The 25,827-nt window shown below is 45.4% G+C and carries 21 protein-coding genes; 14 read left to right on the top strand and 7 right to left on the bottom strand.

Annotated elements, in window-relative coordinates:
- Window positions 1–65 precede the first annotated feature (65 nt).
- The 7 genes from J6I44_RS07550 to J6I44_RS07520 all read left to right on the top strand — a co-directional run bounded on the left by J6I44_RS07550 (window position 66) and on the right by J6I44_RS07520 (window position 9,900).
- Window positions 66–3,410, top strand: a complete 3,345-nt coding sequence (locus J6I44_RS07550; RefSeq protein ID WP_265765437.1) for a VCBS repeat-containing protein — start codon at window positions 66–68, stop codon at window positions 3,408–3,410.
- 71 nt (window positions 3,411–3,481) lie between these two features.
- Window positions 3,482–3,874, top strand: coding sequence for a (2Fe-2S) ferredoxin domain-containing protein (locus tag J6I44_RS07545; RefSeq protein WP_265765436.1), 393 nt, complete (start codon window positions 3,482–3,484; stop codon window positions 3,872–3,874).
- A 121-nt stretch (window positions 3,875–3,995) separates the two neighbouring features.
- Complete coding sequence (locus J6I44_RS07540; protein ID WP_265765435.1) at window positions 3,996–5,675, top strand: hypothetical protein; 1,680 nt, start codon at window positions 3,996–3,998, stop codon at window positions 5,673–5,675.
- A 27-nt stretch (window positions 5,676–5,702) separates the two neighbouring features.
- Window positions 5,703–6,650, top strand: a complete 948-nt coding sequence (locus J6I44_RS07535) for a threonine ammonia-lyase (protein WP_265765434.1) — start codon at window positions 5,703–5,705, stop codon at window positions 6,648–6,650.
- 37 nt (window positions 6,651–6,687) lie between these two features.
- Window positions 6,688–7,836, top strand: coding sequence for an FAD-dependent oxidoreductase (locus tag J6I44_RS07530; RefSeq protein WP_265765433.1), 1,149 nt, complete (start codon window positions 6,688–6,690; stop codon window positions 7,834–7,836).
- Window positions 7,837–7,942: 106 nt separating this feature from the next.
- A complete protein-coding gene (locus J6I44_RS07525) occupies window positions 7,943–9,013 on the top strand; it encodes an AI-2E family transporter (protein ID WP_265765432.1) in 1,071 nt (356 codons plus the stop codon).
- A 119-nt stretch (window positions 9,014–9,132) separates the two neighbouring features.
- Entirely contained in the window at window positions 9,133–9,900 is a 768-nt protein-coding gene (locus tag J6I44_RS07520; protein WP_265765431.1) for an amidohydrolase family protein, read from the top strand.
- A gap of 7 nt (window positions 9,901–9,907) precedes the next feature.
- On the opposite strand, the gene J6I44_RS07515 is transcribed toward J6I44_RS07520, so the two are convergent.
- A complete protein-coding gene (locus J6I44_RS07515) occupies window positions 9,908–11,593 on the bottom strand; it encodes an acyl-CoA dehydrogenase family protein (RefSeq protein ID WP_265765430.1) in 1,686 nt (561 codons plus the stop codon).
- Window positions 11,594–11,673: 80 nt separating this feature from the next.
- Here J6I44_RS07515 and J6I44_RS07510 point away from each other — a divergent pair, with 80 nt between their 5' ends.
- A complete protein-coding gene (locus tag J6I44_RS07510) occupies window positions 11,674–13,452 on the top strand; it encodes a DUF2207 domain-containing protein (RefSeq protein WP_265765429.1) in 1,779 nt (592 codons plus the stop codon).
- Window positions 13,453–13,781: 329 nt separating this feature from the next.
- Here the strand turns inward: J6I44_RS07510 and J6I44_RS07505 are convergent, their stop codons facing one another.
- From J6I44_RS07505 to J6I44_RS07495, 3 genes are all read right to left on the bottom strand, one after another.
- The gene (locus J6I44_RS07505) at window positions 13,782–14,975 is read right to left on the bottom strand and encodes a phosphoglycerate kinase (RefSeq protein ID WP_265765428.1); all 1,194 of its coding nucleotides are present in this window, start codon (window positions 14,973–14,975) and stop codon (window positions 13,782–13,784) included.
- Window positions 14,976–15,133: 158 nt separating this feature from the next.
- Window positions 15,134–15,808, bottom strand: coding sequence for a hypothetical protein (locus J6I44_RS07500; RefSeq protein ID WP_265765427.1), 675 nt, complete (start codon window positions 15,806–15,808; stop codon window positions 15,134–15,136).
- Window positions 15,809–15,881: 73 nt separating this feature from the next.
- On the bottom strand, window positions 15,882–17,324 hold the full coding sequence (locus J6I44_RS07495) for an aminotransferase-like domain-containing protein (protein WP_265765426.1): 1,443 nt from the start codon (window positions 17,322–17,324) through the stop codon (window positions 15,882–15,884).
- Window positions 17,325–17,442: 118 nt separating this feature from the next.
- On the opposite strand from J6I44_RS07495, the gene J6I44_RS07490 reads away from it, so the two are divergent.
- Complete coding sequence (locus J6I44_RS07490; RefSeq protein ID WP_265765425.1) at window positions 17,443–18,933, top strand: pyridoxal phosphate-dependent decarboxylase family protein; 1,491 nt, start codon at window positions 17,443–17,445, stop codon at window positions 18,931–18,933.
- 39 nt (window positions 18,934–18,972) lie between these two features.
- Window positions 18,973–19,767, top strand: a complete 795-nt coding sequence (locus J6I44_RS07485) for a PhzF family phenazine biosynthesis protein (protein WP_265765424.1) — start codon at window positions 18,973–18,975, stop codon at window positions 19,765–19,767.
- 24 nt (window positions 19,768–19,791) lie between these two features.
- Here the strand turns inward: J6I44_RS07485 and J6I44_RS07480 are convergent, their stop codons facing one another.
- A complete protein-coding gene (locus J6I44_RS07480; RefSeq protein WP_265765423.1) occupies window positions 19,792–20,292 on the bottom strand; it encodes an NUDIX hydrolase in 501 nt (166 codons plus the stop codon).
- Window positions 20,293–20,541: 249 nt separating this feature from the next.
- On the opposite strand from J6I44_RS07480, the gene J6I44_RS07475 reads away from it, so the two are divergent.
- Genes J6I44_RS07475 through J6I44_RS07465 form a run of 3 tightly spaced genes read left to right on the top strand, consistent with a single transcriptional unit; the run spans window position 20,542 to window position 22,679 of the window.
- Window positions 20,542–21,702: a cysteine desulfurase family protein gene (locus J6I44_RS07475; protein WP_265765422.1), complete on the top strand. Its 1,161-nt coding sequence runs from the start codon at window positions 20,542–20,544 to the stop codon at window positions 21,700–21,702.
- Window positions 21,703–21,704: 2 nt separating this feature from the next.
- Window positions 21,705–22,256 (top strand): LOG family protein, encoded by a 552-nt coding sequence (locus J6I44_RS07470; protein WP_265765421.1) that lies wholly within the window; start codon window positions 21,705–21,707, stop codon window positions 22,254–22,256.
- A 3-nt stretch (window positions 22,257–22,259) separates the two neighbouring features.
- Entirely contained in the window at window positions 22,260–22,679 is a 420-nt protein-coding gene (locus tag J6I44_RS07465) for a DUF1499 domain-containing protein (RefSeq protein WP_265765420.1), read from the top strand.
- Window positions 22,680–22,706: 27 nt separating this feature from the next.
- On the opposite strand, the gene J6I44_RS07460 is transcribed toward J6I44_RS07465, so the two are convergent.
- Window positions 22,707–23,060, bottom strand: coding sequence for a hypothetical protein (locus tag J6I44_RS07460; RefSeq protein ID WP_265765419.1), 354 nt, complete (start codon window positions 23,058–23,060; stop codon window positions 22,707–22,709).
- 166 nt (window positions 23,061–23,226) lie between these two features.
- Window positions 23,227–25,104 carry an AMP-dependent synthetase/ligase gene (locus J6I44_RS07455; protein ID WP_265765418.1) on the bottom strand — a complete coding sequence of 626 codons (1,878 nt, stop codon included), beginning with the start codon at window positions 25,102–25,104 and terminating at the stop codon, window positions 23,227–23,229.
- Window positions 25,105–25,287: 183 nt separating this feature from the next.
- Here J6I44_RS07455 and J6I44_RS07450 point away from each other — a divergent pair, with 183 nt between their 5' ends.
- A complete protein-coding gene (locus J6I44_RS07450; RefSeq protein WP_265765417.1) occupies window positions 25,288–25,797 on the top strand; it encodes a Fur family transcriptional regulator in 510 nt (169 codons plus the stop codon).
- Window positions 25,798–25,827 lie beyond the last annotated feature (30 nt).

The following is a 25,827-nucleotide window of genomic DNA, read 5'->3' as shown; positions in this document are numbered from 1 at the left end:
ATTCTTCAGGCGAATCCGGATACTATAATTTGTTCAGCTAATTAGGAGCAGGGATCACGATTTTTATGAAAGTTTATATATCACTTATTGTCTCCATATTTCTGGTAGGGATCAGCTGTTCTTCCGAGGAAAAGCAGTCTGAGGTTATCCCAAAGGAAGAGCCGTTATTTACTTTACTCTCACCGGAAGAAACCAACATCCATTTCAACAATACCCTTCCTGAAGGCACGGGCATTAACCGTAACGTTCTGATGTATGAATATTTCTATAACGGCGCCGGCGTGGCAGTGGGCGATCTGAATAATGATGGCCTTGAGGATCTCTACTTTACCGGTAATATGAGCTACAATAAGCTCTACCTGAATAAAGGCGATATGAAATTTCAGGATATCACCCGAGCTGCAGCTGTTGGGGGACGCAAAAACACCTGGAAAAGCGGAGTCACGATGGCAGATGTAAATGGCGATGGCCTGCTTGATATTTATGTCTGTTACACCGGTCAGCTTCCACTGAACCGCCGCATCGATGAGCTCTACATCAACCAGGGGGTTAGCGAGAACGGTATCCCTGTTTTTAAAGAGCAGGCCAAAGCCTATGGGTTAGCCCAACCCCATTCCAGTAATAAGGCTTCCTTCTTTGACTATGATCGGGATAATGATCTGGATCTGTTTTTACTCAACCATAACGTTAAGCCGCTTCCCATTCTCGACAAAGAAGATACGCGAAGACAGCTGGCAAAACAGGATCCTGTGAATGGCGTTCGGCTATATCGGAATGACGAGGGACGGTTTACCGATGTTACAGAGAAGGCGGGCATTCAGAGTTCACTCCTCATGTATGGATTGGGAACCGGCATTGCAGATATCAACAAAGACGGATGGCCCGATATCTATATCGCCAACGATTACTCTCCGCCCGATTACTTATATATCAATAACCAGGATGGCACCTTTACCGACAAACTGGGCCAGTATGTACAGCATACTTCTTTTGCTTCCATGGGTATCGACATTGCGGACATCAACAACGATGCCCTGCTGGATATTTATGTACTCGATATGCTGCCGGCCGATAACAGGCGCCAAAAAATATTAAACAGTCCCAACGACTGGGGAGAATTCGAAAAAAATATAGAGGTTGGCTTCCATCATCAGTATACCCGGAATGTGTTGCAGCTCAATAACGGAAATAATACCTTCAGTGAAATCAGTCACCTTTCAGGGGTCGCTAAAACGGATTGGAGTTGGGCTCCTTTAATTGCCGACTACGATAATGATGGCCATAAAGATCTCTTTGTAACCAACGGCAATGTACGCGACGTCACGAACAGAGATTACATTCAGTATGAACGGCAATATATTCAGCAGCAAAACTCGAATCTCCAATCTTCTGATGTGGCGCACCTGTTGCAACAACTGCCAGGCACCAAGCTTAAGAACTATATATTCCAAAATAATGGTGATCTCACTTTCAAGAACACCTCCAGCAAGTGGGGTATAGATCTTCCTTCTAACAGTCAGGGAGCTGCCTATGCCGATCTTGATAACGATGGTGACCTGGATCTCGTTACCAGCAATATTAACGATCCCGCCTTTGTTTTTGAAAACGAGACCATCGCTCAGACCAATCACCATTACCTGAAGGTAGCATTAGAAGGGAAAGGGCAAAATACATACGGCATTGGGTCCAAAGTTACGATCTATACAAAAGATGAAAAACAGTATCTCGAGCAAATGCCCATGCGCGGCTATCTGTCAAGCGTCTCTCCAATCCTGCACTTTGGCCTGGGGAGTTATAGTACCGTGGATTCTCTCCATATTACCTGGCCCAATGGACAGGAGCAGACGTTGACTGCTATTTCCGCTGATCAACAGATAACCCTGCGCCAGCAAGAGGCTTCACCGACCCAAGAAAACAATCCTGCCTCGCCTCCACTATTTGAGGAATTTTCCTCACCTATTTCTTATAGCCATCAACAGGAACAGAATACCAATGATTTTAAACGACAGCCCCTGATGGTGAATGCACAATCCACGGTGGGTCCTGCTATGGCCAAAGCCGACCTCAATGCAGATGGATTTGAAGACATTTTTGTGGGTGGTGGCTATGGTCAGCCAGCCAAAATTTACCTACAGCAAACAGATGGGTCCTTTACCCAAAAGCCCCAGCCTGCTTTTCAGGCAGCCCAAAATAGTACCGATGCCCGTGCACTCTTCTTCGATGCCAATGACGATGGGCATCCCGATCTATATGTGGCCAGCGGAGGTTATGGCAGCTATGCTCCTGTTGACCCGGCCCTGCAGGATCGACTCTATCTCAACGATGGGCAAGGAAATTTTGCGGATGCCTCCGACGGCCTTCCCGATATGCCGACCAGCAGTTCTGCGGTAACAACGACCGATATCAATAACGACGGAGCTCTTGATCTTTTTGTGGGCGGATATGTAATCCCGGGCAAGTATCCGGAATCACCCCGAAGCTATATGTTAATCAACAATGGTAATGGACAGTTTATGGATCAAACTTCTCAAATAGCACCACTACTGCGCAACATCGGGATGGTACGTGATGCCCTATGGCATGACCTCAACGGAGATGAGGCAAAAGAGTTAGTGGTAGCCGGTCACTGGATGCCATTGCGTATCTTTGAAATTGTGGATGGGCAGTTAGCCGACGCTACGGACACCTATTTTGACCGCCTCTACCGTGGACTCTGGAATAACATCCTGATCGAAGACTTCAATAATGATGGCAAGCCAGATCTGCTGGCTGGAAACCTGGGAACTAACTCCCGGCTCAATGCAAACACGCAAGAACCTGCCGAACTGTACTACCACGATTTTGATGAAAATGGCTCCATCAATCCCATTCTTTTTTACCATATCCAGGGAACAAGCCACCCCTTCCCAACACTTCCGGAACTGACGCAGCAACTTCCCATGATGGAATCCCGTTTCTCCAGCCATGAAGAATATGGGCGAGCAACTCTCGAAGATGTTTTTACAGGAAGTGAGCTTGAAGATGCCAAAAAGTTACAGACCACCCACTTGCCTACCTCCTTATTTCTCAGTAATGACGATGGAAAGTGGGTTAAAAAAGAACTTCCGATTCAGGCACAGTTTTCTCCCATTTTTGTCAGCCATAGTTTAGACTACAACAATGATGGACAGAAGGATTTATTTCTGGGCGGTAATCAGAATCATTCACCCATACGGTTGGGAAAGTACGATGCCAACTACGGTATACTGTTAAAAGGCGATGGAAAAGGCGATTTCAACTATGTACCGCAACACCAATCCGGATTTAACCTGGTCGGTGATTTAAGGAATATACTCATGCTTGACCATACCCTTTTATTTGGCATAAATGGTCAACCTCTTAAAGCATATCAGAAGGTCGGCGATCACTAGTGGGTATCTACTTGCAGATAATTCTGGTATTTTGAATACCCTAATTTTAATTGAGCACTTAAACCGAATACATGAATAAGCGCGTTCGAAAGAAAGCTGAAGAACTGCATATTGATAAAATTCAACGCCACATCTTTCTTTGTGCAGATCAAACCAAGCCTAAATGCTGTAAAAAAGAAATAGGTCTCAAAGCCTGGGCTTTTCTCAAAATGAGATTACGAGAACTGAATCTTGATGGAGCAGGTGGAGTTTTTCGTACCAAAGCTAATTGCCTCAGAGTCTGTAAACGAGGGCCCATCGCGGTGGTCTATCCCGAAGGAATCTGGTACCATTCGTGTAAGCCAGCCGTCCTTGAGCGTATTATCCAGGAACATTTGATTGGTGGAAAACCCGTCAAAAAATATATGTTTGCCGATCAACCGCTGGAAGGCGAGATCGAGCTCAAGAAACTAGAGTCAGAGTGACAAGGCTGAGTATTTTACCAATTATCTGACTCCCTGGGTACATAAGAAAAAGCCTGTTTTAAGTCGTCATATTTCTATGTAGCTTATTCGCTGATATCCAATTACTTATCTATCATGGCGAATGACGAAAATCAGAGAACGATTTAATAATTTAAATCCTCTTATCCGAGGCATTGCCTATTTCTTTGGGGGGCTGCTACTGCTTCTGCTCATTTTCCAAATCATCATCAGTCTTTTTGCGGACGATTATGCTGCTAATACGATAAAAGAACGCTTCGAACAATCTTCCGAATCTGCTTATACATTAGATTTTGAGGAGTTGGATCTTAATATTTTCACAGGCTCTGCCAGCATTCAAAACCTTCAAATTAAAGCGGATACCACCTTTTTTTCTGACACTTCTGCCTCTGCCCCGTCCCGCATGCTACTGCAAGGGTCTGTGGGAGAGGTTGAGGTCAGCGGTTTTAGTCTCTTTTCTACACTGACGGGTGATGAATTGCATATTGGCAACATCACGCTCTCAAATCCGGATATATCGGCCCTCAAAAATCCCTATCAACTATCATCGGACAGCAGTAAAAGCAGCTTTGGATCAATTGACTCTTCTATCTACGCGGTTATTTCTGATCAGTATACGGCTCTCGAACTTGATGAATTTATTATCGATGACGGCCATGGTTTATTTACGCATAAAGCTGACACGATTGCCTCATTGGGAAAACTAAATTTGTCTCTTCGAAATATCAGAGTTGATTCTGCTTCTGCCCAGTCGGGTCGCATATTTGTTACGGATGATATCGCGATAAATGCTCAAAACTTCACCTATCACCTATCGGATAGTCTCAATACCATTGCCTTTGATCAATTAACACTATCGTCGGTGGATCAGAACATCATTCTGGACTCCCTGAAACTGATCCCCAAATATTCAAAGCTGGCATTTGCCCGTCAGCATGGTAGTCGCATTGACCGCATCGATCTGAGCGTTCCTAAGTTGGAAATTCAATCCTTTGATTATGCTCAGTTCATCAGCACAGGGCGTTTTTATGCCCAAAGTGCCACCATTAATAATCTCTCGCTGGAAGATTATCTGAATCGGGGCCTACCCGGCGGACCACCTCAACCCAAACCTCTCCCTTTTGTCACATTTCGCGATCTGAAACAAAAAATTAAAATTGACTCACTACACATACGGAGTGGCTTCATCTCCTACTCCGAATATGTCGGTAACACGCCCCGGGCTGGTACCGTTACGTTCGAAGATCTCGACGCTACTTTCCGAAACATCAGTAACTTTGAAGGAGATATCCAACAAGGCCTTACTACCACCCTGGAAACACAATCGAAAGTAATGGGCGCCGGATTGCTTGAAACCCATTTTGAATTTCCAATGGATACAGAAATGGGCTTTCATACGATCAGGGGTAATTTAGCCCCCATGGATATTACGGATTTTAACCGCATAACAGAGCATGTGGCCTTTGTAAGGATAGACCGGGGCAACCTCAACAGTCTTAAATTTGAGATGAGGCTCAATGACGACCAGTCCAGCGGCTCGTTGATCATGGATTACGAAGATGCCAAAATATCCGTACTCGATAAACAATCTGTTGAACAAAAAGGATTGATAGAAAACCTTAAAACATTTTTTGCCAATAATATGGTCGTCCGTGAAAATAATACCCCCGAAACGGGTATGCAGGCAGGGCAGATTAAATTTCAACGGATTAAACATAAGTCTATCTTTAACTACTGGTGGAAATCATTACTTACAGGCATTAAAGACTCTATGACGAAATAAAATTTAAGACCCAAGCTTTCTCCTATTATGCAAATACCCACATTCTCTAATATTCAGGAAGCATATCAAATTATCCAACCTGAGGTTCACCAAACACCTGTGTTGACTAACCAACAGCTTGATGAACGAACCCGGGGGCATATTTATCTAAAGTGTGAAAACTTCCAAAAGGTAGGTGCCTTTAAAATTCGTGGTGCTACGTACGCCATTAGCCAACTTTCGGATGAGGAGGCCCGGCAAGGGGTAGCCACACATTCTTCTGGAAACCATGCGCAGGCGGTAGCCCTTGCAGCTAAAAAAAGAGGAATCCCCGCTTATATCGTGATGCCGAAAAATGCTCCACAGGTTAAAGTCAATGCTGTTAAAGATTATGGAGCAAATATTACGTTTTGTGAATCTACTCAGGATGCAAGAGAATCTACACTCCGGGACGTGGTGGATGAGACCGGTGCTTCCTTTATCCATCCCTATAATAATCCGCATATCATTACAGGTCAGGGTACGGCGGCCTTAGAACTCCTTGAGCAGCAGCCTCATCTGGATATGGTGTTAGCCCCTATTGGCGGCGGTGGACTAATGAGTGGCACGGCTATTACTACATCCGGCCTCTCTCGCGAAATCGCAATAGTTGGTTCCGAACCAGAAGTCGCTAATGATGCTTTTTTATCTTTTCAGACGGGGACCTTGCATCCGGTTCAGAGTACCGATACCGTTGCCGATGGACTCCGTACCTCCCTCAGCGAGCTGACCTTTGCCTGTATCCAAAAGCATGTAGATGAAATTGTTACCGTTACTGAGCAACAGATTATCGATGCCATGCGATTTATCTGGGAGCGCATGAAAATTATTATTGAGCCTTCCTCTGCCGTTCCTATAGCAGCGGCCTTACATCATATTGACTGTACCGATAAACGGATAGGCATCATTATTAGCGGGGGTAATATTGATTTAAAACACCTCCCGTGGCAATCATAAGTTTAGAATTAAGAATGATTATTTTTAAATATTTACTATGAGTAAAGATGTTATCATCATCGGTGCGGGCGTGAGCGGTGTTACCACCGCCCTGACTTTGCAATGTCTGGGATATGACACGGAAATTATTGCTAAACATACCTATGATGACCTTCCTGATGCCGGCTCTCTCCCAGAGTTTGCCAGCCTCTTTCCGGCTGCTTCTATTATTCCTCACTCCGCTCATACCGATCAGCTTCAAGCTATCTTTTCCAGTTCGCAGGCGCTGTTCTTTAACCTGCGCAAGCAGGCCTTTCCCGGAATAACTTTTCACGAGCATTATGAGGTTTTTGAGTATGAAGTCGATCCTCCCTCCTACCTTGACCAGATGCTGAATGTTCAATTCATGGATGAATTAGATCCAGATAGTGTCCCGAGACGCCTCCAAAGTCCAAAGCTCTATGGCTGGTCATTTGATGGCTTATTCGCCGACTGGCCGAACTATTTTACGGCTTTAAATAATCGCTATACACAGCATGGTGGTACCATTACGCAGCAAAAACTATCCACTGATGATATCTCCCAGTTACCAGCCCCCATTATCATTAACTGCAGTGGAACCGGCAGTGACACCTTATTTAAAGATCCTGTCGACGAGCCAAAAGTTTCACGCGGACATATTCTCCACAAAGCAGGTACGCCACTAATCAAGAATTCAGAAGACCAGGTTGTCTCCTATAATTATACGCCCCAAGCTTCTCTGTACTCGGATCTTGAAGGCCAACCCTGTGACGTCTACTGCTATCCCCGCAAAGATGGATGGGTTCTGGGCGGAAGTCGACAAATTGGTCGACTTCATGAACAAAGGTGGCCTCCATTTGGTGATGATGAAACTTATCAGATAGACGGTTGTTCGGTGCCGGCACAAATTATCGATCTCAACCACCAGATTCTAACTCATACCTACAATAAGGAACTTGCTAATCCCGATGAGCTGACGGCCCAAATTGGATATCGGTATATTCGAAACAAAAATAACGGTCTACGGTTAGAGAAAGAAGAAAAGGAGGGTAAAATGATTATCCATAATTATGGTCACGGCGGGGCTGGTGTTACGCTTTCCTGGGGATGCGCCTTAGCAGTAGCTCAAAAAATAGCGCGACAAGAGATACCCGAGTTGAAGTCAGCATTACTACAGGAGTTGTAAGCTATTTTAGCACACCTGCTTATAATTATAAAACCATTGATAAAGTGATAACTTGAAAATCGAGTAACTTCATTTAAGGCAATCAAAATAATTCTTTAGGCTTAATATGGAAGAATACCCTCTTGCAGTACGATACTTAATTCGATTGCTTCTTTCTTTTGCTATTATCGCAGCTTTGATCATCACCAAACAGCTTTTGGTTCCGCTTTTTCTTTCCATCCTCTTTGCTTACCTGCTCTATCCCGCAGCAGAGCGTATGGAAAATTGGAAGTTACCCCGCATTGCAACCAACCTGATTCTAATCATCGGATCGTTTTCTCTGGTTATTGGAGCCGTCTATGGAATCGTTCTGCTCGTTACGATGTTTGCAAGCGATCTGCCCAACCTGCAAGAACAAATTGATACCAATATCACTCGCTTTCGGTGGGCCCTGGGACGTACATTTGGAGTTACTGCTGAGCAACTGGATTCAATTGTTGAAAGTATCAGAGGTTCGGGACAGTATGTTGCCGGTTTCTTTACGGGCACAGCTAATACCATACTGACTGTTGGTCTGCTCCCTGTCTATACTTTTTTACTCCTTTTTTACCGGAATAAATTCCGCACATTTATTTCTAAACTTGTACCATCAAACCAGCACAAAGTAACGCAGGATATTATTGACCAAGCTGCAGAAGTGGTTCCAAAATATCTGAAAGGACTTTTCATTGTCTGCTTTATTCTAATTGGTTTAAACAGCCTGGGATTCTACCTGATTGGAATCGAATATGCACTTCTGTTGGGCATTATTGCCGCTATCTTCAACCTCATTCCTTACTTGGGGACCGTTATCGGCTATGGCATCGCCCTGATATTTGTGCTGGCTACTCAATCACCCGGTCTAGCGCTCGGCGTCATTGGCCAATTTTTTGTTATCCAGTTTATTGAAAATAATATTCTTACCCCGAACATCACGGGCTCGTATGTACAGATTAATCCATTGGTTACCATACTTTCGCTGGTGGCAGGTGGAATGATCTGGGGGCTGCCCGGTATGTTTATGGTGATCCCTTACCTGGCCATGCTCAAGATTGTCTGCGAGAATATTGACAGTCTCAAACCGATTGGATTCCTGCTTGGCACCAGGGGTACCGAAGAGCATTCGCTGACATTTGGTTCTGTCAAAAAACTGTTGTGATGGTCAGGCAAAAAATAATTATAAGCTAAATGGCCTAATCCACCTGTTATTCGCGGATTATTCTTGTATCCTCAGGTAAAGCTTTGCAAGCAAGTACTGGTGTTGTCTAAAAGCTATTTATGAAACTCTTTGATGCCCACTTTCATATCATTGACCATGAATTTCCCCTAACACCCAACCATGGTTTTCTGCCTGATGAATTTACTTGTGATGATTATCGGCGAGAGACCAAAGAATTCGACATTGTTGGTGGAGCTATCGTATCCGGTTCGTTTCATGAGTTTGACCAAAGCTATCTCAAAGCTGCTTTGAAAGAACTCGGTCCTTCATTTGTGGGAGTTACTCAAATTCCCTCTTCCACCATAGATGAGCAGATATTGCGACTTCACCAGGCAGGGGTCCGTGCTGTACGGTTTAACCTAAGACGCGGTGGTTCCGCCGGTATTGATGGCATGTCTTCATTTGCCCATCGGATCTACGACCTGGTCGGCTGGCATACCGAACTGTATGTCGATTCGAGTGAGCTGGCGGACCTTTACACGCTTATCACAGAACTCCCGATCGCTGTTATCGACCATCTTGGATTATCTAAGAAAGGATTCCCTACCCTGCTCAAACTGGTAGACCAAGGCACCTTCGTTAAAGCCACAGGATTCGGTAGAGTCAATTTTGATATCTCCTCTGCCCTGCGAGATCTCATCCATACCAATCCGGATGCTATTCTCTTTGGTACCGACCTACCCTCCACACGCGCTCCACGTCCATTTCGTAAGCAGGATATTGAGCTGATAAAACAAGCAGCAGATGCCCCGGAGACTATCGAAAAAATCTTCTACCGGAATGCCGTATCGTTATACCAGCCTGGGGACAAAGCTGCAGATTCATAGGATCAAATTAATAATCCCACGCTATTAGATCAGCAACTTCTTGTCTATTAGCAGGATGTTGAATCCTAATATCCGTTTCAAGCGTCGATGCCAGGTAGTTCAGGGCTGGATCTATCCATGCCTTGCTGGTCTTATCTCGCTCTTCAATCATCAGTGCCATCTCATACAGAAGGATAAGTTGCTTAAATAAAGGCTTAACGGTAGCTTCAACGACATCCCGATCTTCCGTTTCTCTTAGCTTCTTCCAGATTCTCAATAAATGCGTCAGCTCTCTTTTAATAATCTCACCATATTCTTCCGATTCATCACTGACCTCCCTTATTTGCTCAATCACCAATTGAAGGCCTTCTGACTTCTGGGAAGCCCGTAGAATATCCAGCACAATGATATTTCCTGATCCCTCCCAAATTGGCAGAACATTCACATCGCGCAAAAGCTTCGGCATCACGAAATCCTCGATATACCCATTGCCGCCCATCAGTTCCATGCACTCTCTTACGATATACACTGATTGCTCAGCCGTCCGCCACTTGGCCATGGGCACCAGCAACCGCATTAACTGTTGCTCATCTTGAGCTCCTTCCTCGGCTGCATCCATCGCTCGTATAGCGCGCCAAGCCAGTAGAAAGTCTCCCACATAAAGAGCCCCCAGTTCCTGAAATTTCTGACGAATTAATGCATGTTCAATGGCTCGTTTGCCAAATGTTAGCCGGTGATTTAAATACTGATAGGCTTCAACAATAGCGCGCCGGGTGCCCCCAATGGCTGCAATAGCATTATAGGTTCGGGAAATGTTGATCATCTCTGCCATGAGCTTGAAGCCCTTGCCTTCTGCTCCCAACCGGATACCTATCGTATCGTTAAATTCTACTTCACCAGTCGCCATTGACCGCACCCCTAACTTCTCCTTTAACCGTATGATATTCATTTGGTTAGCAGTCCCATCCGGCAGATCCTTTTCCACTAAAAACAGAGAGAGTCCCCGGGTACCTTCTTCCTGCTTCCCGGTCCGGGCCAACGCCATAATAACCTCCGCATTAACATTGCTGCAGAACCACTTTTCGCCATTCAGTTGATATTGGTTTCCTTCTACCTGTTCAGCAGTCACAAGATTACGACCTACATCTGATCCTCCGGATTTCTCTGTCAAAAACATCGCTCCGGTCGCAAGATGTGCTCCCTCATTAGCCGATAGTTTGGGCAACAGTCTTTCCCTGATCGATTCAGGCGCATACCTATCAACCAAATGAGCTGCTCCATCCGTCATGCACAGCGGACAGTAAACACCCAGTTCACTCATGGCGTAAAGCTGACCAGCGGCAAAACCTAGCGTATGTCGATGGCCCATAAACTGTTTTCGTAACCGGGGATGATATTTTACGTAAAACATTTCTGATTGAGCGGCGATATCCACCAGCTGCTCATAGGCGGGATGAAAATCTACCCGGTTCACTGTTTTACCCAATTTCGTTCGTTTGTTGAGCGTTGGGGTATATTGGTCAGCTGCCTGAGAAAGATCGTTCATCCGGTTTGCGGCCTCGTGACCCAGCTGGTCCAAATGAGGTTCCATATAATCCACGGCAGCAGGATCAAGATGTTTGTTTACATAATGACGGAGAATTTGATCACTCGTAAAAAAATTCTGACTCTGACGGGCATCGTCGGTGAGAACCTGGTTGGTTACCTCAGTCATAAGTATCTATTTTTTGTTTTATTCAAACATGCTACTATTAAGTAACATCACTCATGATCAAGAATCAATATAGAACGTTCATGAAACATCATTTGAAAGGCTTATTAATCCTCGTATTGGCAATCACTTTTTCACTACCCCAGGGCGGACTGGCAAAATCGTACGAAATTCCCAGCATCCGGGTAGAAGTTTCCATCCAGTCGGATGGCTCTATCCAAATAACGGAATACCGTACATATGAATTTGAGGATTCGTTCTCCTGGGCAGACTATCGTTTGCCATTAGAGGGTTATTCTTCCATTGGCAATATCCGGGTAGCTGAAGAACATCAACCTTATACTAATAGCAACAGCGAAAAGCCGGGGACATTCCGGGTTCAACGTAGCGATGAAGAAATACGGGTACAGTGGTTTTATAATGCCGATGATGAGCAACGAACGTTTTCCATTTCCTACACGCTGGAAGGAGCCATTGTCATAGGTCCCGAGTGGTCGGAATTTTTCTGGAATTACATCAGTTCCAATCGGGAGAAGGATACGGATTCGCTGGACATCCAACTTCAACTTCCCCAGTCCGTTGGTACGGACTCGATCTTCAGCTGGACTCGTGGTCCACAATCGAAAATATCGCTCATTAACAGTACAGAAGGATATCAGCTAACCGCAGCCAACCTGGATGAAGAGGAGTCGGTAAAAATTCGTGCTATTTTTCCCCGAAGTGTTTTTGATCAACAGCTGGTCTCCGTGACCGACCCAGATTATACGCTTGTTTCTGCCCGGGAGGATGAAAAAGAGCATCAACAGGCATTGGCAGAGCAGCAAAGAAAGGATGCACGTTTTGCCCATTATGGCAGGCAGCTGATGATCATTACTTCCCTGCTTAGCATCGGTTTTTTCCTGTTTTTCTACCGAAAATTTGGCAAGCGACACTCTGCAAATCACATATCAGCAACGGAAACTATTATGGTTCCCGGTCGCTTGGAACCGGCAGTGGCAGGCTGGCTTTTACAGGGCAAAACCATTTCCAGCCTCCACCTGATGGCTACCCTGCTTGATTTGGCCAGGCGAAAGTATTTCGTTATCGAAGAAAAAGAACCAGAAAAGGGTTGGTTTGGCAGTGAAGAACAGCAGTTTGAAGTCAAGGAAACTGATGCTACACCTTCAGATGAACTAACCGAATGGGAGGCCAACCTAAAGAATTTTGTTAAAGAACAAATAGCGAAAGGCAATCAACAAATTGACCAACTGTTTTCCAGAAGTTCATACCAGGCATCCAAGTGGTTCTCCGACTGGAAGACCCAGCTCAATGACTACTGCGAAGCACAAGAATGGTATGACGCCCAAAGTTACAAAGGCGTCTATGCCAATATCGCCGTTCAAGTGCTTCTGCTGATAGGCAGTGTCATTGCCACTATTTGGGCCGGGGCCATTGGAGTGGTTCCCATCCTTATAACCCTCGGCCTCATGGCGGGATCTGCAGGAATCATCCGGCGTACTCCTGAAGGCGAAGCTACGTATAAACGCTGGAAAGCATATAAAGCAGGACTCAAAAATGCTGAAAGGTACTCTATAGGCAGTGATTTACTGGACAAACATGCCATTTATTCTGTTGCTTTTGGACTCTCGGAAAAAGAAATCAAAACGATGATCTCCCGGAATGAGGATCCCTCTTCTGCTTTTATTTGGTTTGTAATATATCCAAATAGCATTCATTCAAGCTCAAATTTTGCCCGGGCTTTCAGCAGTTTAACGGCTTCCGGGGCGACCTCTTTTCCTGGTTCTGTATCGAGCGGAGCTGTGGGTGCCACTGGAGCTTCGGCCGGGGTAGCTGGCGGAGGCGCGGCCGGCGGTGCGGGGTAATGACAGTGCCTGTTCAAGCCTTGACCTTAAATTCCTTGGAGAGAAAAACGAGCTGATAGATGTGTGAACGCACAATTTTGTTACCCGTATAAATCTTCAATCACATCTATATAATGAAAATGGACCATCAAAATTGTGCAACACAGCTACTGTGAGTGGTCGCCAAGGAATTTTTAGTCTTGACTCTTTTGGTTCGTTTTGGATCAAGCCAAAACGAACATCAATATCTTATAAGTCTACTTTAAAGGTAACAGTGACAAAATTAAAAACTCCCCTGCACACTTTCATGTCCAGGGGAGTAATAATGCTTAACGACATTTACCAAGCTATTATTTATCCGACAGGGCTACAACGCCGGGCAGATCTTTACCTTCCAGGAACATCAGGCTGGCTCCGCCTCCCGTGGAAACGTGGGAAACCTCGCTTTCAAGTCCTGCCTGCTTGATGGCTGCGGCCGAGTCTCCTCCACCAATGATAGTCGTAGCCCCCAGTTCCGTTGCTTCAGCCAGCGATTCGGCCACAGCGTTGGTGCCGTGGGCAAAGTTTTCCATCTCAAAAACGCCCATCGGTCCATTCCAGACCACTGTTTTCGCATTCTTGATAATATTGCCAAACGCAATAGCCGACTGTGGACCAATATCCAGGGCCAGCCAGCCATCTTCGATGCCGTCTTCATCCACTACTTTCTGCTCGGCATCATTCTTAAATTCTTTGGCTACCACCGAGTCAACCGGAAGCATAAATTTAATGCCTTGCTCGTCAGCCTTCTCAAGAAGTTCGGAGGCCAGATCCACTTTTTCTTCTTCTACCAGCGAATCACCGATGGGTAATCCTTTTGCTTTATAGAAGGTGTAGGTCATTCCACCGCCAACGATAATAGTATCAACTTTACTCAACAGATTTTCGATAACGCCAATTTTATCGGATACTTTGGCTCCTCCCAATATAGCTACAAACGGGCGCTTGGGATTATTTACAGAATTATTTAAGTACTTAATCTCCTTTTCGAGCAGGAAGCCAGAAACCGCCGGTTGAAGAAAGCGTGTAACGCCAGCTACGGATGAATGGGCACGGTGACTGCTTCCGAACGCATCGTTACAGAAAAGATCCCCATGTGCCGCTAACTGCTTACAAAATTCTGCATCATTGGCTTTTTCGCCTTCATGGAACCGCACATTTTCCAGCAGTACAATTTCTCCTTCTTCAGCTTGCTCAATAATCGATGTGGCCTCCTCGCCAATACAATCAGCAGCAAAATGTACATTCGTATCAACCAGTGTTTGCAGATGCTCTGCTACCGGACGCAAGCTCAGAGATTCATCCACTGATCCACCGGGACGCCCGAGGTGGCTCATCAAAATCAATTTGCCTCCGCGTTCTATTACATTTTTGATGGATGGCAAGGCCTGCACAATACGGTTATCATCTCCAATTTTGCCATCTTCAATCGGCACATTGAAGTCCACCCGCATCAATACTTTTTTGCCTTCTACTTCTACATCTTTGAGCGTCATCTTATCCATGATTCTACACTAATTTCATTAAAATTTGCCTCAAAATACGGTTGCAATGTACATTGATCAATGGATAATCAAAATTAAAATTTTGTTGCCTTTATTCTGCCAATTTAAACCAACTCTTACCCTCGAAGAAAGAAATTTTTGGGCTCATTAGCGGGGGACTAATCATTGAAAAGAAAGAATCCCAACCCACCGGGATCGCGGAGCACGATATTATCGACAATTCCCTGTTCATTGAAGTAGGTGATCTCTTCGGTAATAGGAATTTGCTGACTCCTGATATATTCGATTATCTGCAGGTTTTCATCCCCATTAAAATAGGTAAGCGAAGGATTGAAAAATAAGTGCGGGCAGCTGTTTGGCTCATAAAATGTAACGGTCACTCCATCTTCATTGGTAAATGAGGGCCACTCTTCTGAACTACGACTAAAGCCCAAGGTCATCCAAATTTCTGTAGATTTTTTAATGTCTATCGTCTCTATGCTGATTCCCATATTATTTCCCAGGGCTGACTTTGAGTTTGGCAGCTCAACATTCAGTTCGTTGGCCTCCTCTACCAAATATATCCACGTGCCACTGACATCAGAAAGCAGGTAACCACTATCAGTTTTTTTGATGGTCGTTACTTCCTTTAGCTTGTTGATAGTTTGCTCCCAGCTTTGGCTAACCAATTTGATACCCCTCCGGGCAAAATGATCAGTACTAATTTCTATACAGAGAGTTCCATCAGAAACGATAGTGGGACTTTCTTCCGAAAGAACCGTAAAATTCAGTTTCCTATAAAAGTATAAGCTATCTTTCAGGTTATTTGCCGGCGTATGTATAAAAGTCTTCATGGGATTACACTTAAAATCTTCCTGATATTTTTATCCCCTTCCTTCTTCATTCTGAGCTATGTACACCTTAGAACTAAAGAGTTTTGATTAAATTTCCCAATTCTTTCAACCCTTGATCTACATTTTCACTATAGGGTTTCCCAAAACTAATCCGGATAAAATGCTGATATCGATCCCCGGTGGAGAAAATGTGTCCCGGTGATATGCTGATATGCTGCTTCATCGCCTTCCTGTAAAGCTCAACTGCGTTGATATGTTCATCCAGTTCTATCCAAAGTACAAAGCCACCTTTGGGCTGGGTGATGCGCGTACTGTCCGGAAAGGAATCAGTTATTGCTTTAGAATATTTGAGGCATTGAATATGCAAGGCTTTGCGGAGTCGTTTTAGGTGCAGGTCGTAGCGACCGTTTTCCAGAAAATGAGCAATGGTTTTTTGCGTAATCGTAGGGCCTGATACGCTGTTAATATACTTTTGATAGTACACATCCTTATTAAACCTGCCGGGGATACACCATCCGATGCGATAGCCCGGTGCCAGGGTTTTAGAAAAGGAGGAGCAGTAAATAACCCAGCCTTCCTCGTCGTACGTCTTGCAGGTCTTCGGGCGATGGTCCCCATAAAACAGCTCGCCATAAATATCATCTTCGATGAGAGGAATTTCATGCTGAGCCACCAAGTCCACAATTTGCTGCTTGGCTTCGTCGGGTATGCAGCTGCCCAGTGGATTATTGAAATTGGGAATTAACACCACAGCCTGTACCTCGTTTTCTTTGAGTACCTCTGCCAGCCTGTCCGGATTGATACCTTCGTCAGGGCGGCCAGGAATTTCAATCACATTTAGATTCATGCTGTCCAGAAGCTGGAACAGGCCGTAATATGTGGGACTCTCAATGACAACCGTATCACCCGGACTGGTAACCGCCCGGAGGCTCACTGACAACGCTTCCATACATCCAGCCGTGACGATTATATCATCTTCGTGAAAGGTACGATTCCAGCTGATGGCCTGTTTACTGATCAGCCTTCGCAGCCCGGGATTTCCGCGGTGATGTTCGTAGCGGATGCCGTTCTCCGGATCATTCCTATAGGCCGCCTGTATGCTTCGTTTAATCTTTTTCAGAGGGAGCAACTCTGGTGCCGGAACGGCTGTTGACAGTTCGAGATAATCGTCCGTAATGGATTGCTGAATCACTTCATCTATGATTTCACGGTTGGTGATTTCCTGCACATCCACCGTATGGTTCCGGAAGTCCGGAGCCCGGAGCTCATGATTCGGAATAAATTTTACGTAATATCCGGAGCGCGGCCTGGACTCAATAAGTCCCTTGGCCTCCAGCTCGTAGTAGGCATTGTAGACTGTGCTCATACTGACATCCATTTTCTGGCTCAACATTCGTACCGAATCCAGTTTATCGCCTACTTGTAAAGCCCCTTTTTGGATGCTTTTTTCGATGGTTCGGGCAATATGTTCGTACAGAAAAAGATCGTCACTGGTATTTTTCAGAGAGTCTGCCATTGCTATCTGATATGGTCATATTTCTAAAATCTGAATCTGTTTTCTTTTCAGAAGATCCGTCATATTCAGTCAAGAAACAAGCGAAAGCTAATTTGTGATTAAAACAACCAGTTTTACAATGGAAAAAACTAAAACGACTACAGAACAAGAGATAGACCTAGATCCCCAGGACTGGAATACCATCCGGGAGCTGGGACATCAAATCATCGAAGATATGGTTGATTATCTTAAAGATCTCGATGACCAGCCGGTTTGGAAGGGAGTGCCAGCCGACGTAAAAGAAAATTTAAAGCAGGCTATGCCTCAAGGGCCAAGCGATCCCAATGCGGTCTACCAAGAATTCAAAAAGAATATTTTTCCCTATCCCAAAGGAAATATTCATCCCCGTTTTTTCGGATGGGTAGAAGGGAACGGTACGGCTCTGGGAGCCCTGTCAGAACTGCTGGCCAGCGTTATGAATCCCAATGTGGGAATTGGCGAACACAGCGCCATGTATGTTGAAAGGCAGGTGCTGGACTGGTGCAAACAGCTGCTGGGTTATCCTTCCGATTCCAGTGGTATACTGCTCAGTGGCGCGAGTATGGCCAATATTACGGCACTGCTTGTGGCACGCAATACCGCTTCAGATGCCATCAAAGCTGGTGGAGTGGATGCAACGGATGGCAAACTTACGGCTTACTGCAGTAGCGAGACCCACAACTGTATTGTCAAAGCAATGGAAGTTATCGGTCTTGGACATAACCAACTGCGGGAAATTCCGGTTGACGAGCGGTATCAAATGAAAACGGATGCCCTGAAAGAGCAGATTATCCGGGATCAACAGGAGGGCTATACGCCCTTTTGCATTATTGGCAATGCGGGGACGGTGAACACTGGCGCCATCGATCCGATGGATGAGCTTCTTACCATCGCTCGGGAGTTTGACCTCTGGTTCCATGTGGATGGTGCCTTCGGTGCCCTGGCTAAAATGGTTCCGGCTTACGAAGACAAACTGCGGTCCTTGGAACAGGCCGACAGCATCGCCTTTGATCTGCACAAGTGGATGTACATGCCGTATGAAGTGGGCTGTGTGTTGGTCCGCAATGCTGAAATACACCGGGCAGCCTTTACAACGGAGGCTGATTATCTGACAGCTCATGACCGGGGACTTGCAGCGGGTCCCGAAACCTTTTCACACTTCGGGATGGAGTTGTCCCGGGGCTTTAAAGCACTGAAGGTCTGGATGTCGCTGAAAGAACATGGAATTGAAAAGTATCGCAAACTCATCACCCAAAATATAACCCAGGCGTCATACTTGGGATCACTGGTCAAAGAAAATCCGAACCTGGAGCTCATGGCCGGCATCCCGATGAATATTGTTTGCTACCGGTTTAATCCGGGGCAGCTGGATGGCTTTAACCTCAACCGGCTCAACAAAGAGCTGTTGATGCGCCTCCATGAGTCCGGCGTGGCTGCTCCAACCTATACTTTTCTGGAGGGGCAATATGTTATTAGGGTCAGCATAACCAACCATCGTACCAAACAGAAAGATCTGATCAAGCTGATTGAAACCTCAGTGGCTATAGGCGAAGACGTGCTGGGCGAAGCATTTTTATCTGAAGAAGAATAAAACCATCCAAATTTAATTCAAATTCGAAAAAATAGTATCATGGAGATTCAACAATTTGTCGTTGATGCATTCACCGACCAACAATTTGGTGGCAATCCGGCTGCGGTTTGTCTGCTGCAAGAAAATATTCCAAGCGGATCGATGCAACAGATCGCATCCGAAAATGCTCTGCCCGAGACCGCCTTTGTTCTGTTTGATGGGGCTGAACCCCAAGCCATCAAGTGGTTTACGCCCCGCATAGAAATGGATCTGTGTGGACATGCGACGCTGGCCTCAGCGCATGTGTTGTGGCATCATCTGGATTACAATAGGAGCACCATTCGGTTACAATCCAATAGCGGACCGTTACAGGTATTGCATGGGGACGGACGATACTATCTTGATTTCCCCTCACGGATGCCAAGCACGTCGTCTTTGCCAGATATTATCAGTCAAAGTCTCAATATACCGCCGGTAGACGTGTTTAAAAGCAGAGATTATGTGTTGATTTATGAAGATGAGGAACAGATCAGGAAGTTATCTCCGGATAAGCGCGCCTTAGAAGCCATCAATCTGGATCCCGGTGGAATTGCAGTAACCGCTCCAGGACAGAAAGCTGATTTCGTATCCCGATACTTCACGCCCCAGTCTCCTATTTTTGAAGACCCGGTGACCGGTTCCGCCCACTGTTCGCTAATTCCCTATTGGGCCAACAAGTTGGATAAGAAGAGCCTAAACGCATATCAACTTTCCGAGCGACACGGCATCCTGTTTTGTGAATATCGGGAAGATCGCGTTTATATTGGAGGAACGGCCAGAACATTTTCACAGGGAACGGTCTTCCTGGAGCTCTGAGTAATAGAAGGCTTTAAAAAACCATCAGGTATCGTTAATCTCATTAGACATTGAAGTAAGAGAGCCAGACATATCATACTCTACATTGTATACAAACGGTTTCTGTTCTCGCACTTTTTTATAAATGGGAGGATCGGTTTCCGGCACAGGAAGATCAGCGATACCCGCCCAAGGCACCCATTCCAGATGCCCTTCTACTGTATCCATCCGTTGGAGTGTAACCTTCTGCGGTAGCTTATGATAATAGATAAAGCTGATCCAGTTAAATTTTGTAGGTGAAGTCTCCACCATAATCCCTGCAAGGTTTGGATCTTTAACTTTCAGTCCGGTCTCTTCTTCTACTTCTCTCATTACAGCCTCTTTGGGACTTTCAAAAGCTTCTACCTTTCCACCTACAGGGCAGTATAATTTATCATGTGGCTCTTTATTCCTCCGCAAAAGCAATATCTTATTTTTGTATTCAATGATGCACGAAACAGCCATTGTTTTGTAACCAGAATTAAGAATATCCGACTCGAGCGACATGCTATCAGAAACTTGAAGTTGTTAAAAAGAACGAATCTATCGACCGTAAAGAGAGGGCTATAGATTCTTAAAGCCGATGCTAACATGCATAATTATCTTTACTGAAGCAAGTAGCCTAAAAAAGTTGAGCCATAACTTTTCTGTCTTTCACATTCTTATGAGTCTTCATTTTACAGGAAGTACCTACCTGTTTTTCTATCCAAATTTCGATATCTTACTGGGGTAATTTCTAATAATTAAAACTCGAAGATGAAAACCGTTTATTTCGACCACGCTGCCACTACGCCGGTAGACCAGCGCGTATTGGAAGCGATGACCCCTTACCTGACCGAACATTTTGGCAATCCCAATTCAGCCCATCAGATTGGTAATAATGCCAAAGTAGCGGTAGAAGAAGCACGAGAGACCATTGCAGAGGCTATTGGCGCCGAGCCCGCCGAAATTATTTTTACCAGCGGGGGCACCGAGAGTGACAATACGGCTATCAAGGGCGTGGTTAATGCAACGGGCAAAACGGAAGTCATCACTTCGCCATTGGAGCATCATGCGGTACTTCACTCGGCAGAGGCACTCAAAAGAAAGGGAATCAAACCAGTGTATGCAGAGCCTGATGCCAAGGGTATTATCCGCGCGGAGAACGTTGCCGATGCTATCACCGAGAATACAGCCATGGTTTCGCTCATGCACGTGAATAATGAGATTGGCACGATTAATCCGCTCAGTGAAATTGCGGAAGTTTGCAAAGAGCATGGTATCCCCTTCCATTCCGATACCGTACAAAGTATTGGCAAAATTCCGGTGGATGTGGATACCCTCGGCCTGGACTTTCTAAGCATGAGTGGTCACAAGATTTACGGCCCCAAAGGCATTGGTGTGCTCTATATGCGTCACGGTACGCCTTGGCTGCCGTGGATGCATGGCGGTTCCCAGGAACGACGTCGCCGGGGCGGGACACTGAACGTGCCGGGTATTATTGGACTCGCCAAAGCACTTGAACTTTCTCTGACTGATATGGAAGAACATACCCGACATTTTAAGAAACTACGTAAGCAGCTGATCCGTGGCCTGGATGAGACTTTTGGAGATAACTATTGCATCAATGGCGACCCTGAGCAAGGCGTGCCCCATATCCTGAACCTTGCCTTTACCGGCACTGAAGGCGGACTTGATGGCGAGATGCTACTCCTCAACCTCGATGTGGAAGGTATCTGTGTGTCCAACGGTTCAGCATGTACCTCAGGAACCGTTGAGCCATCACATGTACTAAATAATATCGGCCTCGATACTGAAGTGGCCAATTCCAGCATTCGCATCAGCATGGGTAAAGATAATACGCCCGCAGATATCGACTACCTGATTGAAAAGTTAGAGCTTGTTGTGAACCGTATGGCAGGCACCGCCAAGGTATAACGATGGGACCATCCAAGCGCGTCTGCGTTTACTGTGGATCCAGTAAAGGAGACAACCCTGCTTACGCCAAGCAAGCCAAAATGTTGGGTCAAGAGCTGGCCTCCCATAACTTTGGTGTAGTCTATGGTGGTGGGTCGGTTGGACTCATGAATGAAATAGCCGATGGGGCTCTTTCTCGCGGTGGAGAAGTTCAGGGCGTCATTCCCACTCTTCTTGATGATAAAGATCATGCGCATCCTCTATTGACCAAGCGACACATCACCAGTACCCTCCATGAGCGTAAAGCCCTTATGGCTGAACTCGCAGACGCCTTTATTACCCTTCCCGGTGGATATGGAACCCTGGAAGAACTCATGGAAATTATTACCTGGGCCCAGCACGGCTTGCATGACAAACCCGTTATCCTCTTTAACATAGATGGCTATTACAATCAACTTATCGAATTTATTGAACAAGCTATGAATGAGGGTTTTATCAACGCTAACCATGAGCAATCCTTACGCATCGCTGATTGTATAGAAGATTGCTTTAACTTTTTACCCTCAAATCCCTAATCATTGAAAAACTTTTCTTTCCGGTCACTCTTGTCACGCTTTGGATCGGAGTCATCCGATTTAGAGAGCCTCGATCTATCGAATAACCCGTTGCCGCCCTGCCCCGACTCGCCCAACTGTATCCGCTACAGCCGGTCTACACCGGCTTCTATAGATTATACCTTTGAGAGCTGCCTTTCTGTGGTAGAACAAATGAAACCTGAAACAATCTCTATTGATCGGGACCATTATCGGATTGAAGCCACCTTTAAAGTATTTTTGTTTCGGGATGACTATACTATCCAACTCACTCCTGCTGCTGATAACCATCAAACGCTGCTCCACATAAAGAGTGCCAGTCGTGAAGGATACAGCGATCTTGGGGTTAATCGGCGTCGTGTATCTACGTTTATGGAAAAGTTGGAACGAGTATTGGCTACATAAATTAGCACATTCTATCTTTTTCAATTATCAACCTAAAAGATAGGGCTTTACTAATCCCAGAAAGGTGTTGATAAGAACAAAAAGATATACCAACAGTGATATACGGTAGGCAGCAGACCATTGGTTCATCGTCGATTCCTTTTCCACTTCTTCTTGCTTTAGCAACCGCTTTACTATTCGGCTTCTCCGGATTGAAAAGAAAACTAATACTAAAATGGCAGCAAATATAATCTGCTTGAGAGCCAACCACGGATAGAGCTGAAAAGGCAGCCAGCCCCATTGCGGTCCGCTGGAAATTGAGGCCATGGCGCTGCCGCTTATTAAAATACCGAGGGCTCCCAGATGAGCTCCAACATTGGTGGTTAATCTTTCTAAGTGCATATACCTTTTTTGTTCTGCAAACATTCTGGATCCTCTTACTTTAGCAGCCAGCGCAATGCTTAGAGCAAAGGCAAGCAGCCAAGAAATATAAGAAATGATGTGAATCCAGTAGAAAACCTGATATGACATACGGTGACGGAATTATCGTAATCTATGTATTTCCGGATTAGTCAGTTTCAAAGATATCATCAATTAAATAGCCATACTTTTCCTCAATGATGCGCCGTTTGACCTTCAGCGTGGGGGTCAGTTCACCCGTCTCCACCGTAAACTCATTAGGTACCAGACGGAAATCGCGAATCTTCTCGTGGGAGGCCAGCTCATGGGCATAGCTTCTTATTTCGCGCCGGTAGATATTTTGGATTTCTTCTTTCCCAATCAGTTCCTCCATCGACAAATATTCAATGTCTTTGACCTCGGCATGCGCTTCAAGAACTTCAAAATCTGGTACCACCAGCGCTGCCATATAAGCCTGTCGCTCACCCACGACCACCAGCTGATCGATCCATTTGCTGGTCTTAAACAGATCTTCTATCGGGCCCGGGTAAATATTCTTTCCGCCGGCATTGACGATCATATGCTTGATGCGATCCGTAATCTGCAAATTTCCCCTGTTAAACCGGCCCACATCCCCGGTATGCAGGTATCCCTCTGAATCAATCATTTCGGCCGTGGCCTCATCATTTTTCCAGTATCCCTTCATCACATTGGGACCTTTACAGAGAATCTCTCCCTGCTCGGAGTTAAAATCCGAGGGATAATCTTCGCCACTCAACTCCCCAATCACCTGGCTGTCTTCCAGCCGCTGGATGGCAACCGTTACCCCGGGCAGCACCTTACCAACGGTCCCCATGCGTTCATCACCCAGCGTGTTACAGCACATTACGGGTGAGGTTTCCGTCAATCCATACCCTTCCAGGATGTTGAGCCCTGCGCCCATAAAAAACTCACCAATTTTGGGAGGCAAAGCGGCCCCACCCGATACAAAAAATCGAATACGTCCGCCGGTTCGCTCTTTCAGTTTATCAAAGACCAGTTTATCAGCCAGCTTTTTTTGCAAAGAGACTAACCCACGTTGTCCGGCGGCGTATTTTTGTCCTACTGACTGTGCCCATTCAAAAATTTTCTGTTTAATCGCGGTTCCCTCATCAATACTTTTGGTCACCAAGTTATAAATCTTTTCAAATAGTCGGGGAACACTAATCAGGATGGTTGGTCGTGCTTCGGTCATATTCTTGGCCACCGTATCTACACTTTCCGCATAATAAATCTCCGCTCCACCGGCCATCATTGCATAGTATCCGGCCGTCCGTTCAAATGAGTGGCACAGAGGCAAAAAGGAAAGGCACCGATCTTCATCATAAATATCTATCATCTGATGGGCGGCCTTAACATTACTCACAATATTACGGTGAGTCAGCATGGCTCCTTTCGGCTTACCCGTTGTGCCCGATGTATAAACAAGCGTAGCCAGATCTTCAGGCGCCACGACCTGACTTCGTCGCTGAATTTCTTCTTCTAATTCCGGAACCAGTTTCAGCCCTTCTGCCATCACTTTTTCAAAAAGAGTGACGTACGGATCATCCAGATAGCGTTCTACATTGGGTTCGTCGAAGGCGATAACCTGCTTGAGTTCCTCACAGTTATCAAACACTTTCTGGGCCTTCTTAAGCTGTATGCCGGTTGATACAAAGAAAAGCTTAGCCCCGGAATTCTGTAGGATGTATTCACATTGCTTAGCAGGCAACGAAGTGTAAAGAGAGACATTCACCCCGCCAATAAGCTGTAAGGCCAAATCAACGATAGACCATTCATAGCGGTTTTCGCTCAGCAAGGCCACCCGATCCCCGGCTTCTACGCCATGCTTAATCAAATAAGCAGCCATTGTTTGGACGTCATCATAAACCTCATCCCAGCGAATTTCTTCATACGGTTTCCCATTCGAAGGCTTACGGGCAAAGGCAACCTTATCTGTGTTGGCGTATTTCTTAGATAGGTTTAGAAATAAATCCGTAAGTGTTTCAAAAGCTACAACTGTAGGCATATGGATACATTGGTTAATATTCTTGATATCGTCCCTAAATAATCTCAAAAAAGGAACCCTAAACCCGAATATAACATTATGAATGGAAAATTCAGCACTTCAGCCTTTTTTCGGTTGTAATCAACTTGCAGAGTTAGTTTTTTTAGCTGTTGCAATTCCTTATATTAAAAGAAAAATTTATGTATGGCACATCCAGCAACGGAAGAAACAATTGATTTGGTTAAGGAGATTTTCAGCTCCTACCTGAAAGAACACAATCAACGCCAAACGCCGGAACGGTTTATGGTGCTGGAAGAAATTTACAGTGCTGATGGTCATTTCGACGCTGATGACATCTTCTTTAACATGAAAGACGGCGGTACCCGTGTTTCGCGCGCAACGGTTTATAATACACTCGACCTGCTGGTTGAATGTGGACTTGTGCAGCGCCAGCAATTCGGTAAGAATCAGTATTATTATGAACGTGCTTATGCCTACCAGCAGCACGACCACATCATTTGCAAAAAATGCGGCACCGTATTGGAATTCTGTGACCCTCGCATCCAGGAGATCAAAACGATGATGGGCAAAATGCATGACTTCAATATTACAGGCCATTCCTTACACTTTTTTGGTACCTGCCAAGATGTAGAAGCCTGCGAAAAACGACTGGAAAGCAACACCGGCAAGAAGCACTCCAAGGTAAATCAATAAGCTGCCTAAGATTTTCCCCGGGATAAGATA

Source organism: Fodinibius salsisoli, from assembly GCF_026229185.1.
Lineage (GTDB): Bacteria > Bacteroidota > Rhodothermia > Balneolales > Balneolaceae > Fodinibius > Fodinibius salsisoli.
This window is presented reverse-complemented; position numbering and strand designations above follow the sequence as displayed.